Genomic DNA, 12,334 nt, shown 5'->3' with positions numbered 1-12,334 from the left:
TCACCCAAGGAACCACCATGACCCAACTCCCCGAAATCATCCGTGACATCGAGCGCGTGAGCGCCGATGTCGTCCAGAAGGCATCGAGCTTCCAGGCCGCCATCCTCGCCGACGTGGCGGGCCGCCGCGGCACCATGAATGCCCGCGTGGCGCCCGTGCACCCGAACATGAAGCTCGCCGGCCCGGCCTTCACCGTCGAGGTGCGCCCCGGCGACAACCTGATGATCCACGCCGCCATCGCGCTGGCCCAGCCCGGCGACATCCTGGTGATCGACGGCAAGGGCGACCAGACCGCCGCCCTGATGGGCACGCTGATGCTCAGCGCCTGCAAGAAGCGCGGCCTGGGCGGCGTGATCGTGGACGGTGCGATCCGCGACAAGCTCGAGCTGCTGGAGCTGGACTTCCCCGTGTTCAGCGCGGGCTTCAACCCCGCCGGCCCGACCAAGTTCGTGCCCGGCCGCATCAACCACCCCATCTCCTGCGGCGGCGCCACGGTGAACCCGGGCGATCTGGTGGTGGGCGATGCCGACGGCGTGGTGGTAATCGAGCGCGCCAAGCGCCCGCGATGATGGCCCTGGCCGTGAAGAAGGTGGCCGACGAGGCCGCGCGCATCGAAGCCATCGCGCGTGGCGACACCGCTGCCAAGTGGCTGCCGGCCGCGCTGCGCGCCGCCGGCGTGCTGAAGGAAGGGGAAGCACTGTGAGCCGCGCCACCATCCTCATCACGGCCGCCGACCTCGCGCCCCAGGCGCTGGCGCTGCTGACCGATTACGACATCGTCTACGCGGGCAAGACGCCGAGCGAGGACGACGTCGTCGCGCTGTGCCGCCAGCACAACCCCGTGGCCATCATCGTGCGCTACAGCAAGGTGGGCCCGGCCGCCATGGACGCCGCGCCTGCGCTGAAGGTCATCTCCAAGCACGGCAGCGGTACGGACACCATCGACAAGGTGGCGGCGAAGGAACGCGGCATTGAGGTCGTGGCCGCCGTGGGCGCCAATGCGGCGGCCGTGGCCGAGCAGGCGCTGGCGCTGCTGCTGGCCTGCGCCAAGTCGGTGCCGCAGCTCAACGAACGCATGCACCAGGGCCACTGGGACAAGGCCACGCACAAGAGCCTGGAACTCGGCGGGCGCACCATCGGCCTCATCGGCCTGGGCGCGATCGGCCTGCGCTTCGCGAAGATGGTCGATGCGCTGGGCATGCGCGTGCTCGGCTTCGACCCCTTCGCCAAGAACCTGCCGGACTTCGTGCAGCCTGCCGACCTGGAAACCATCTGGCGCGAGAGCGACGCGATTTCGCTGCACTGCCCGCTGACCGATGACAACCGCGGCTTGCTGGGCGCCGAGACGCTCGCGCGCTGCAAGCGCGGCGTGATCGTGGTCAACACCGCGCGCGGCGGCCTGATCGACGAGGCGGCGCTGCTCGCCGCGGTGCAAAGCGGCCAGGTGCGCGCGGCAGGCCTCGACAGCTTCGCCGTCGAGCCCATGGTGGCCGGCCACCCGTTCCAGCACCAGCCGGGCTTCATCCTCAGCCCGCACATCGGCGGCGTGACCAGCGACGCCTACGTGAACATGGGCCTGGGCGCGGCGCGCAATGCGCTGGCGGTGCTGAACCGCGCGGCCACGGCCTGAAAAGAAGGGGTGGACGAATCCGCCATGCCGGATTCATTCGCCCCTTCTGATTCCCATCCGTTTCAATTCCCAAGGAGACCACACGCCATGAACCGCCGCAATTTCAACGTGCTGGCCGCTGCGCTGGCAGCCGCAGGATTCAGTGCGCTTCCCGCCGCCGCATCGACCTGGCCGAGCAAGCCGATCACGCTGGTGGTGCCCTACGCGCCGGGCGGAACGGCCGATGCCCTGGCCCGGGTGCTGGCCCAGCACCTGGGGACCAGGCTCAAGGCGTCCGTCGTCGTCCTGAACAAAGCCGGCGCCAGCGGCGTCATCGGCGCGGCATCGGTGGCGCAGGCCCAGCCCGACGGCTACACGGTGCTGTACGACGCCACGCCGCTGTCCATCAACCCCCACCTGCAGAAGCTGCCGTTCGATGCCGAGAAGGACCTGCAGCCGGTGTCGCTGGTGGGCGTGACGCCCATGCTGGTGGTGGTGCCCAAGAACTCGCCCTACAACACGCTGCAGGAGCTCATCGCGGCAGCGGCCAAGGCGCCCGGCAAGCTGACCTTCGCCTCGGGCGGCCAGGGCACCGTGCAGTACATGGGGGCCGAGCTGTTCAACCAGGGCGTCGGCATCAAGCTGCTGCATGTGCCGTATCGCGCCGGCGGACTGGCGCTGCAGGCGATTCTTGCGGGTGAAGTGGACATGGGCTTCTTCAACCTGCCGGCGCTGAGCAGCCACATCAAGGGCGGGGCGCTCAAGCCCCTGGCCATCACGTCGGCCAAGCGCAACCCCTTGTTCCCCAACGTTCCCACCATCGGCGAAGCCGGCGTGAAGGGCTACGAGGTCTACGAATGGAACGGCATGTTCGTGCCCAGCGGCACACCGGCCGACATCGTGGCCCGGCTCAACGCCGCCGTGCGGGAAGTGCTGGCCATGCCGGAGGTCAAGGCGCGCTTCGACGCGCTGGGCTCGGAGATCGTGGGCTCGCAGCCGGATGAGTTCCGCAAGCGCCTCGCGGCAGAGTCCGCTCGCTGGGCAGAGACCATCAAGGCCGCAGGCATCAAGAAGGAGTAGGCGGGGCAGCGCGGGCTCGGCGCCCATGCCATGCGCATCGATTGAGACTGCAAGGAGACTCCAAATGTTCAAGCCAAATCGGCCTCTGGCGCTTACTGGTAAGTCGCTGGCAGCTACTATATTGGTAGCATCCGGCTTGTGCCACGCACAGCCGGCTGCCTATCCGTCCAAGCCGGTGCGGCTGGTGGTGGGCTTTGCGGCCGGCGGCCCCACCGATGTGGTGGCCCGCGCCTTTGCCGACCATGCCGGCCGCGCGCTGGGGCAGCCCTTCGTGGTGGAGAACAAGCCTGGCGCGAACACCATCCTGGCGGCGCAGGCCGTGGCCAGCGCGCCGGCCGACGGCTACACGCTGCTGTTCGGTGCCACCAACCACACCATGATCCCGGCGCTCTACGGCTCGCGCGTGAAGTTCGACGCCATCCAGTCCTTCCAGCCGCTGTGCACCGTGGCCACCAGCCCCACCGTCTTGGTGGTGGGGCCTGCACTTCAGGCACGCACGCTGGGCGACTACCTGGCGCTGGCGCGCAAGGAGCCGGGCCGGGTGACGGTGGGCTCGCCCGGCGTGGGCAGCTCGGTCCACTTTGCGACCGAGATGTTCGCGCAGGCCAACGGGCTGCGCTTCAGCCACGTGCCCTACAAGGGGGCAGCGCCGGTGGTGACCGACCTGATGGGCGGGCAGCTCGACAGCTCGTTCGCCACGCTGGGCTCGGTGCTGCCCCAGATCCAGAGCGGCAAGCTCACGGCGCTGGCAGTGGCCGCGCCCAGGCGATCGGCGCTGTTGCCGCAGGTGCCCACCTTTGCCCAGGCCGGCGGCGGCGACTTCTCGGCCGATGCCTGGTACGGCGTGCTGGCCCCCGCGGGCGTGCCCGCACCCGTGGTACAGGCGCTGGAGGCCGTGGCCGCCGGCTTTGCGGGCAGCGCCGCCGCGGCCGACAAGCTGCGCGGCCTGGGCCTCGAGGCCGCACCGCGCTGCGGCGCGCCGTTTGCCGAGCAGGTGCGCCGCGAAGTGGCCACCTATACCCGCATCGCGCGGGAGTTGGATATCAAGGCCGATTGAGAAACCTCTTACCCGTAAGGATGACTTTTCCATGAACCGCATGTATTGCTTTCCAGCCCTGTTCGCGGCGGCGGCGCTGGCCTGCGCCAGCCTGAGCGTCCAGGCGCAGACTGCCTATCCGGGCAAACCCGTCAAGATCGTCGTACCGTACCCGCCCGGCGGCGCGGTGGACCAGGTGACGCGCCGCATCGCGCAAAAGCTCACCGAGCAGACCGGCCAGAGCTTTTTTGTCGAGAACAAGGCCGGCGCCACCGGCACCATCGGTGCAGCGCAGGTGGCGCGCTCGCCCGGCGACGGCTACACGCTGATGGCCAACGACACCACGTACTCCATCCTGCCGCAGGTCTTCAAGAAGCTGCCGTGGGACCACGCGCAGGATCTGGTGCCCGTGGCCGGTTTCAACTTCGCGCCCACGGCGGTGGTGGTGCCGGCCAACTCGCCGTTCAAGACACTGGGCGACATGGTGGCCTATTCGCAGGCCAACCCCGGCAAGCTCAACTACGGCACGGGCGGCGCCGGCACCATGCCCCACTTTGCCACCGTGGCGCTGGAAGGCGCCAGCGGCCTCAAGGCCACCCACGTGCCGTTCAAGGGCGCGGGCGAGGCCACGATGGCGCTTCTGAGCGGCACCATCGACTTCCAGATCGCCTCCACCCCCGGCGTGATGGGCCAGGTGCGCGGGGGCAAGGTACGCCTGCTGGCCGTGAGCGGCGAGCAGCGCCTGAAGGCGCTGCCCGGCGTGCCCACCTTCGCCCAGGCGGGAGCGCCCGGCTACAAGGTCGTCAACTTTACGGGCCTGTGGGCCGCCAAGGGCACGCCCGAGCCGGTGCTGGAAAAGCTGCGCAAGGAAATCGCAACCGCCATGGCCAGCCCTGACGTGCAGTCGTTCGCCGACGACCTGGGCGCGGTGCCCGACGTGGTCAGCGGCAAGGCGTTCGCCGACAAGCTCCAGGCCGACGCCGAGTTGTGGGAGCGCGTGGCGGCGAAGGTCGGGATGGACAAGCAATGACCGTCGCCGTACCCCATTCCACGGGCCTGAACCGGCCCGTGCAGATGCCGCCGCCGCTGGCCTGCGACAGCCACATGCACATTTTCGACCCGCGCTTCGCGCCGTCGCCACACTGGACGCGCCAGCCGCCCGACGCGCCCGTGGCCGCCTACCGGCTGCTGCAGCAGCGCCTGGGTACGCAGCGTGCGGTGGTCGTCACGCCGTCGACCTACGGCACCGACAATGCCTGCACGCTGGATGCGCTGGCGCAGCTGGGCGACAGCGCCCGCGGCGTGGCCGTGGTGGCCGAGGATGTGGGCGATGCCGAGCTGGACCTGCTGGCGGCGCGCGGCGTGTGCGGGCTGCGCGTGAACTTCGTCACACCGCAGTCCTGGGGCAAGACCACGCAGCAGATGCTGACCACGCTGGCCGGCAAGGTGCAGCGCCTGGGCTGGCACATTCAGGTCTTCGTGCATCCGGAGCAACTGGTGCAGCTGGCCTCGGTGCTCGCTGCGCTGCCGGTGCCGCTGGTGGTGGACCACCTGGGCCGCATCGATCCGGCCGAGGGCACGCGCGGGCTGGCCTATGATGCGCTGCGCCGGCTGCTCGACGGCGGCAATACCTGGGTCAAGCTCTCGGGCGCCTACATGCGCTCCACGGTGCATGGCCCGTCGTATGCCGACACGCTGCCGCTGGGCCGGGCGCTGGTGCGCGCCGCGCCCGAGCGGCTGGTCTGGGGCAGCGACTGGCCCCATACCACCGAGGTGCCGGGCAGCGTGAACGACGCCGACCTGGTCGACCTGCTGGCCGCCTGGGCCGTGACGCCGGCCACGCTGGAGCGCATCCTCGTCGACAACCCGGCGCACCTGTACGGTTTTTGAAGGAATCCGCCATGTTTCTGCTGCAAGCCCCCGAAATCCGCGAGCTGGAGTTGTTCAGCGAGATGCCCGAATCCCTGCGCCGCCGCGAGCGCAGCGCCTGGGCCGATGCCAACCGCGGCGGCGCGGTGACCGACTCCTTCCTCGAGGGGCCGGTGTTCGACGACGCCGGCAACCTCTACGTGACCGACATCCCCTGGGGCCGCATCCTGCGCATCGACCCGCAGGGCCGGTGGTCGCTGGTGGCGGAGTACGACGGCGAGCCCAACGGCATGAAGTTCCTCGATGCCGGCACGCTGCTCATCACCGACTACAAGAACGGCCTGATGCGCCTGGAGGTAGCCAGCGGCCAGGTCAGCCCGTACCTGGAGCGCCGCAACAGCGAGCGCTTCAAGGGCGTGAACGACCTGGTCTTCGACAGCCAGGGCAACCTGTATTTCACCGACCAGGGACAGAGCGGACTGCACGACCCCTCGGGGCGGCTGTACCGGCTGCGGCCGAACGGCCAGCTCGACCTGCTGCTGGCCAACGTGCCCAGCCCCAACGGCGTGGCGCTGTCGCCCGACGAGCGCGTGCTGTACCTGGGCGTCACGCGCGGCAACTGCGTGTGGCGCGTGCCGCTGCTGCCCGATGGCAGCGTCTCCAAGGTGAGCCAGTTCTTCACGTCCTACGGCCCCAGCGGCCCGGACGGGCTGGCCGTGGACGCGCAGGGCCGCCTGCTGGTGGCCAACCCGGGCCTGGGCGTGGTCTGGGTGCTCAACGGCCGAGCCGAGCCGGTGCAGGTGCTGCGCGGCGTACCCGGCAGTTCCATCACCAACCTGGCCTTCGGCGGCGCGGACCGCCGCCAGCTCTATGTGACCGACTCCACGCACGGACGCGTGCTGCGCGCCACGATGGACGTGGCAGGGCTGGCGCTGCACCGGAGGTAGGCAAGGCGGGCAGCCGGCGGGCTGAATGATGCGGATGCAGGGAGCCACCGGCAGCCGGGCCCCCGCGCGGCAGGCCGGGCGGGCCGCCCATGCGCCGTTCCGGTACACCCTGCCTTGCGCTTGCAGGTATTTGCACTTTTCGGAATTGGCCTTTCTGTACCGGCTGGAAATCCGGGAACATCGGCGGGTACCGTGGAAACAAGCGGCAGTGGCGGACAGGTCCTGCTGATGCAGGCCTACCCGCCGCTTTGCCGGAGCGCCTTAGCGTGGCGCAAATGAACGAAGTTCTCAGCACCGTCGCCAGCACGATCGGCAGCGAGTTCGCCGATGTTCTCGACATTGCGCAGATGACGCGCAACATCCTGCGCCTCACGCTGGCGGCGGCCCTGGGCGGGCTGCTGGGCTGGCAGCGCGAAAGCCAGGGCAAGGAAGCCGGCCTGCGTACCCATATGCTGGTGGCCATGGGCTCGGCGCTGTTCGTTCTGGTGTCGCTTCAGGCAGGAATCGGCGCGCCGGATGCCTCGCGCGTGATACAGGGCCTGACTGCCGGCGTCGGCTTTCTGGGCGCCGGCGCCATTCTCAAGGCCGAGAAACGGGACACCCCGCTTCATGTCAAAGGCCTGACGACAGCGGCCGGCATCTGGCTCACGGCGGCCATCGGCGTGGCGGCAGGCCTTGGGGAAGAATCCACGGCCATCATCAGCACCCTGCTGGCCCTGCTCGTGCTCAGCGCCGTACCGCTGCTGAGCAGGCGCGGATCAAGGCCGCCGCCGCAATAGCGCCACTGCGCCAGAATGCCGCAAGACCTCCGGCAGGCCCATGCAAGAAAAATTGACTGGACCCTTTTGCCTTATCAAGGTAACGTCCAAGACGGGATCAGCAACTTGACCGAGGACTCCTTTCACATGAGCCAAACCAAGGAACCCACTGTTCACCACATCGTGGAATCAAAGCGCTGGGAGCAGCAGAGGGAGCAGGAACGCATCACATATCCTTCGCAGCAGGCCATCCCCATACAAATGGACTGGCGCACACGCGAGAACTACTCGGCCACCGATCTGGACTATCGCGGAAGAAACAAGAGCAGGTAAGACGCGCCGGCCCGAAAGGCCCTGGCATGCCAAGCCATGGCATCGGCTTCAGCCGCCCGCCCGGGCGGCTTTTCATTGGCAAGTTCAAGCAGCGAATGGTGCAGCCATGCCGAGCAAGATCCCGGGGGAATCGTGGGCAGCGTAGGCACCGAGGTGCACGCAATCCCGCCACGGGAGGCTGACGCACTCCTCATCGCCGCCTGTGGCTGCCCTGTACGGGTGCGCTGGGAACCCCGGAATAATGGCAGCAGCCAGGCTTGTACAGGTGTTCCGCTACCATCGGGCAGATCGCATAGACAGATGGGGGACGGATGCGACTGTTTGCCTTGGCCGTACTTTCTGCATTTCTGGCCCAACCTGCTGCCGCCCAGGTCTATCGGTGCACCGACTCCTACGGCGCCATCACGCTCACCGACAGGCCCTGCCCCAGCACGCAGTCTGGTGGCCTCATCGAACGCAAGCGTACCGATGAGGAAATCCAGCAGGAAAGAATGCAGGCCGCCGAGGCGATGGAACGCAGGAGCCAGCAGATGGAGATGCAGCAACGCATGCCCGACCAGCAGACTCAGGGTCCGCAGGCAGCCCCTGCTCAGCGTCCAGACCAGTCTCTGGCCTGCCAGGAGGCTCGCAAGGAACTGGAGTTCGTCTCCAGCGTTCGCACCGTTTCGCAGGACGAGCAGCGCGTGAGGATCAATGCCGCCATCGGCAGCGTCAACGCGGCATGCGGATCCAACACTCCTCTCATGCAGGAGCCCTCCCAAGTGGTCGTGCCGCCGCCGCGCCCCCCGATACCGATTTCCAGTTGCCACGCGGGATTTTGCTCGGACATCAACGGGAGCAACTACAACCGGAACGGCTCTCTCCTCATCGATCAGGAGGGCCGGGCCTGCCAGATACTTGGCAATATGGTCCAGTGCCATTGATCAGTACGGTGCTGGACTGCGGGAAAGCCCAGCCCGCCAAGCAGAGTTTCCGCAGGAGCCGGATTGCCGGCAGGCGCCTGCCACCTCGACCCGCAAGGAACTTTCCCACCCACCGTGGGCCGGCATTGTCACTGCTCCAGCCCCCGAAAACCGCATTCGCCTCACCTTTAAACTGGGCGCATGAATCGACGAAATCTGATGTTATCCGCCCTGGCAGCAGGGTTTGCCCAAGTGACGGCAGCCCATCCGCAGTTTCAGGAAATGGCCGATTGGTCGCGGTTTTTCACCGCGGCCGATGCACAAGGCAGCATCGTCGTTCTCGATGCCCGGGACAACTCTGAAACGACCTACGTTCACAACCCGTCGCGTGCCGAGCGCCGTTACTCTCCCGCCTCCACTTTCAAGATTCCGCATAGTCTGTTCGCACTTGATGCAGGGCTGCTGCGTGACGAATTCCAGGTCATTCCATGGGATGGCGTGAAGCGGCCCACCGCGGCGTGGAACGTGGACCAGAACCTGCGCTCCGCGATGAGGAATTCCACCGTCTGGGTGTATGAGCGCTTTGCCAAAGAACTCGGCGATGCACGCGAGGCCGCCTACATGCGAAAGATAGGGTATGGCAATGCGGTCGCCACGGGCGACAAGCCATTCTGGGTTGAGGGCGACCTCGCTATCTCATCCATCGAGCAGATTGCCTTCCTGCAACGGCTGTATCGCAATCAACTGCCTTTCCTGGTCGAACACCAGCGGCTTGTGAAGGACGTGATGCTCAATGAGGCGGGCCCTGACTGGATATTGCGCGCCAAAACAGGCTGGACCGGAAAAATAGGCTGGTGGGTGGGCTGGGTGGAGTGGCCCAGCGGCCCTGTCTTCTTCGCCTTGAACATGGACACGCCGAACAGGCTCGGCGACCTGGCCAAACGCCAGAGCATTGCACGCAACGTGCTGCGTTCCATCAACGCGTTACCTGTTGCACCATAGATTCCGACTGCGGCCCTCAGCGCCTGCCACCTCGGTAGCGCCTAAAAAATGCCTTGCGGGCTATGCAAAGCCAACCGTTGAATCTTGTGCTGGCGCTCTTTGTGCAAGCCATCGCCGGCCAACTGCTTTTGAGAAAGGACGGTAGCGGCACCGCCCTTCCGGGAAACTCCATGAAGTTCCAACCCACCGCCTTTGCGGCTTGCTTTCGCCGTATCCGACTCGAACGACAGCTCTTGTGCACAAGATGCAGGAAGCTGATACATCAAAGCGATGGGCTTCTACACCATCGGGCGGCCCTTGAAGGTTGCTCCCGAGCAAGCCAATGGACATCAAGCCGCAAAATATTCCTCATCCTTGATCTGCATCATGCAACGCCTCAAGCAACGCCGGGGCAGCCATGGGCTGCGCGATAGAGTGTGGCGGCCGCCCTGCGGACGTAGGCCGGCTTCACAACATGCTCTGCAGAGGGAGGCCCGATGGGCAGGATCCATGCGACTTTCGTGGGCGGGCCGCTCGGCGGCAGGCTCCTTGAGGTGGAAAATCTGAGCGCCTATCGCGCCTTTGACCAGCAAACGGGCGAGGAAGTGGTCTACCAGCGCCATACCGCCGTCGTGCCGGCCAGCGCTGGCAAGGACATCGCCATATACGTCATCATGGGTCAGACGGATTCGGAGGTGCTGAGCCACATGCTGACGGGCGTGATCAGGCCGCGGCAAACCTAGGCCAAGCGCGCAATCAAAGAGCCTGCCGGAATTTGGCTGCGTCTGATCCTCCGGGCACTTTGCTAAATTCCACACCATGGATGCAGCGGGAAAACAGAAGCTTTTCGGATTGCGGCGGCGGATGTGGCAACTGCAGTTCTGGCCGGCTGCACCATCGCTCCAGCGTTTCGGCAAGTCGATCTTGACGGCTGGCAAGGCATGCCGGTACGGGCGCTGGATACCCACCCCGCCTTTTCAACGATGCCGATGACGGTACACACCGCATCACCGTGCGTTGAAGTCCGCGACTGCGTCAGCACCAGATGAGGCGCATACTGCTGCGGAACGACATTTTCTTGAAGTTGCGCCGACCACGTTGATGCTGCTATTTGCCACAGTTTCTTTTCCATCAAAGACAGCCACGTCATCGAGTACATGCAGTCAGGCCCAAGCCTGGCCGACAATTCGGCCAGCCCGCAGTGGCGCCACCTGAACCTGGATCTTGAGTGAAGTCCCATCATGCACCCACTGCGGCTTGCGTGCCCGCATCGCGCTGGCTATGGATGCTGGGCACCGATGCCCTGCTACTGGCCCTGCTCTGGTATGAGCATCTGAACCCGACCTCGGCAGCTTTTCGCCTGGGCTTGCTGTTGACGATGATCGTCACCGCCAATGCCGGGGTTGCAGCGCTGGGACAGGCCAGGCAGGCCCGGTCTGTCCGAAAGGTAGTTGGCTCATCGATGGGCCGTTTGCGCTCCTCGCCCTTGCCTGCTGCCTATCGGCTGACGAGCGGGCTTGGCGATGCGTTGATCGTGCTCACCTTGATATGGACCTGCCATACCTGGCTTGCTGCAGCGTACGGAGCGGCTGCATTGGGTTTCCAGCTGGCACAGGCCACCGGGCAACGGCAGGCCACGCCTTGAACATCGCGTGGTGCTGCGCTGGGGAGAAGTCAGCGGATGTTGCCCCTGGTCATGCAATGTGAATGGACGAACACGGCAGTGTGCTGCAAGGACTGGCGCATATCCGGTTTGGCCAGCCCATGCCGGTTGGCAAATTGCTCGGCCGCCGTTGTATCAAAACGGGTAGTCTGGATAAAGTCCAGGGCTTCGGTACTTGAATTCAAAAACCGCGCGACGGGGGGAATGCTCAGGAGCACCTTCAGCAATCGAAGCGGGATGTGATGCTTGGGAGACTTCAAGCCAATAGGTCGTGTCACCTGCACCATGAGTTCTCGCAAGCTGGGACTTTGGTCATCGAGCGCCAGCAGTTCCTGGCCCGCCATGGCAGGATCAAAAGCACAAGCGGCCATCAGCTCGACCAGATAATCCACGGTGACCAACGGCAGCCAGTGATCGGGAGTGCCCGGCACTGCAGTCAGCCTTCCCTGCACAAGGTTGCGTATCAGTTCCACCAGCGGCTGGCCGTCAAGGATATGCCCCGTGCGGCTGTGACCACAAACCGTCGCGGGGTGGACAACGGTCATCTCCCCGCCCTTGGCGGACATGAGCTGCAGAGTCGCAAAATGCGCTTCCAGCTTGCTCCCTTCGTAGGCACCGACACGCCGGTAGACAGCCCGCCAATTCGTCAGCTCCGGGTGACGAGGGTCAATTCCGATGCGTTGCAGATGTTCATGGTTTTTCAGCATGTAGCCGCCAGTCATCACCAACCGGCTTTTTTGCTCGACTGCCAGCAACGCCACGCGCTGAGCCCCTTCTACATTCACCGCACGAGAATGCTCCAAGGAAAGCCCCCATGCGAAATGGGCGCCCAGGTGGAATACGACGCGGGACTGCCTGAGCACCTCCCGGTCGGCAAGGCTTAGCCCGAGGTTGTCGTGTTCCAGATCGCCAGCAACGGCAAATACCCGGGTTGCCACCCCTCCCAATTTGTCGACTTGCTCCCGCAGTGCAGCCAGCCGCTCCGGACGACGCATCAACACCCGAATGGTGTGACCTTTTGCACTCAGGTACGCCAACAAATGTTGGCCGATGAAGCCGGTTCCCCCGGTGACAAAACACTCCACGCTCATTTCACTGTTCCTTGGTAAGGTGAGAAATCAAGTGTAAAGTGTCGATCTAACTCCATAGTCAAGCGA

General features: G+C 65.7%; 14 protein-coding genes and 1 pseudogene. 13 read left to right on the top strand and 2 right to left on the bottom strand.

Annotated elements, in window-relative coordinates:
• The first annotated feature begins 17 nt into the window (after positions 1-17).
• The 12 genes and pseudogenes from V8Z74_RS05330 to V8Z74_RS05275 all read left to right on the top strand — a co-directional run bounded on the left by V8Z74_RS05330 (position 18) and on the right by V8Z74_RS05275 (position 10,257).
• A pseudogene (locus V8Z74_RS05330) lies at positions 18-703 on the top strand (RraA family protein).
• Positions 700-1,629 (top strand): NAD(P)-dependent oxidoreductase, encoded by a 930-nt coding sequence (locus tag V8Z74_RS05325; protein ID WP_349708357.1) that lies wholly within the window; start codon positions 700-702, stop codon positions 1,627-1,629. The pseudogene V8Z74_RS05330 and the gene V8Z74_RS05325 overlap by 4 nt, the downstream one beginning before the upstream one ends.
• An 87-nt stretch (positions 1,630-1,716) precedes the next feature.
• Positions 1,717-2,688 (top strand): Bug family tripartite tricarboxylate transporter substrate binding protein, encoded by a 972-nt coding sequence (locus tag V8Z74_RS05320; protein WP_349708355.1) that lies wholly within the window; start codon positions 1,717-1,719, stop codon positions 2,686-2,688.
• Between the two features lie 64 nt (positions 2,689-2,752).
• Complete coding sequence (locus tag V8Z74_RS05315) at positions 2,753-3,745, top strand: Bug family tripartite tricarboxylate transporter substrate binding protein (RefSeq protein WP_349708354.1); 993 nt, start codon at positions 2,753-2,755, stop codon at positions 3,743-3,745.
• A 31-nt stretch (positions 3,746-3,776) separates the two neighbouring features.
• Entirely contained in the window at positions 3,777-4,754 is a 978-nt protein-coding gene (locus tag V8Z74_RS05310; RefSeq protein WP_349708353.1) for a Bug family tripartite tricarboxylate transporter substrate binding protein, read from the top strand.
• The gene (locus V8Z74_RS05305; RefSeq protein WP_349708351.1) at positions 4,751-5,614 is read left to right on the top strand and encodes an amidohydrolase family protein; all 864 of its coding nucleotides are present in this window, start codon (positions 4,751-4,753) and stop codon (positions 5,612-5,614) included. Before V8Z74_RS05310 ends, V8Z74_RS05305 begins: the two co-directional genes overlap by 4 nt.
• Positions 5,615-5,625: 11 nt before the next feature.
• A complete protein-coding gene (locus tag V8Z74_RS05300; protein ID WP_349708349.1) occupies positions 5,626-6,540 on the top strand; it encodes an SMP-30/gluconolactonase/LRE family protein in 915 nt (304 codons plus the stop codon).
• A gap of 275 nt (positions 6,541-6,815) precedes the next feature.
• Positions 6,816-7,319 (top strand): MgtC/SapB family protein, encoded by a 504-nt coding sequence (locus V8Z74_RS05295; RefSeq protein WP_349708348.1) that lies wholly within the window; start codon positions 6,816-6,818, stop codon positions 7,317-7,319.
• Positions 7,320-7,445: 126 nt separating this feature from the next.
• Positions 7,446-7,631 carry a hypothetical protein gene (locus V8Z74_RS05290; protein ID WP_066471818.1) on the top strand — a complete coding sequence of 62 codons (186 nt, stop codon included), beginning with the start codon at positions 7,446-7,448 and terminating at the stop codon, positions 7,629-7,631.
• 311 nt (positions 7,632-7,942) lie between these two features.
• Positions 7,943-8,554 (top strand): DUF4124 domain-containing protein, encoded by a 612-nt coding sequence (locus tag V8Z74_RS05285; protein WP_349708346.1) that lies wholly within the window; start codon positions 7,943-7,945, stop codon positions 8,552-8,554.
• Between the two features lie 198 nt (positions 8,555-8,752).
• Positions 8,753-9,535: a class D beta-lactamase gene (gene blaOXA / locus V8Z74_RS05280; RefSeq protein WP_349708449.1), complete on the top strand. Its 783-nt coding sequence runs from the start codon at positions 8,753-8,755 to the stop codon at positions 9,533-9,535.
• A 476-nt stretch (positions 9,536-10,011) separates the two neighbouring features.
• A complete protein-coding gene (locus V8Z74_RS05275; protein ID WP_349708345.1) occupies positions 10,012-10,257 on the top strand; it encodes a hypothetical protein in 246 nt (81 codons plus the stop codon).
• A gap of 62 nt (positions 10,258-10,319) precedes the next feature.
• Here V8Z74_RS05275 and V8Z74_RS05270 read toward each other — a convergent pair whose 3' ends face one another.
• The gene (locus tag V8Z74_RS05270; protein WP_349708344.1) at positions 10,320-10,673 is read right to left on the bottom strand and encodes a hypothetical protein; all 354 of its coding nucleotides are present in this window, start codon (positions 10,671-10,673) and stop codon (positions 10,320-10,322) included.
• Positions 10,674-10,799: 126 nt separating this feature from the next.
• On the opposite strand from V8Z74_RS05270, the gene V8Z74_RS05265 reads away from it, so the two are divergent.
• Positions 10,800-11,159: a hypothetical protein gene (locus V8Z74_RS05265; protein WP_066470709.1), complete on the top strand. Its 360-nt coding sequence runs from the start codon at positions 10,800-10,802 to the stop codon at positions 11,157-11,159.
• Between the two features lie 29 nt (positions 11,160-11,188).
• Here V8Z74_RS05265 and V8Z74_RS05260 read toward each other — a convergent pair whose 3' ends face one another.
• Positions 11,189-12,268 (bottom strand): SDR family oxidoreductase, encoded by a 1,080-nt coding sequence (locus tag V8Z74_RS05260; RefSeq protein WP_349708342.1) that lies wholly within the window; start codon positions 12,266-12,268, stop codon positions 11,189-11,191.
• Between the last annotated feature and the right edge of the window lie 66 nt (positions 12,269-12,334).

Origin of the sequence: Comamonas sp. w2-DMI (assembly GCF_040187735.1) — a bacterium.
GTDB classification, from domain to species: domain Bacteria; phylum Pseudomonadota; class Gammaproteobacteria; order Burkholderiales; family Burkholderiaceae_C; genus Comamonas; species Comamonas terrae.
Note: the sequence above shows the minus strand (reverse complement) of the source record. Positions and strands in the feature narration are given on the sequence as shown.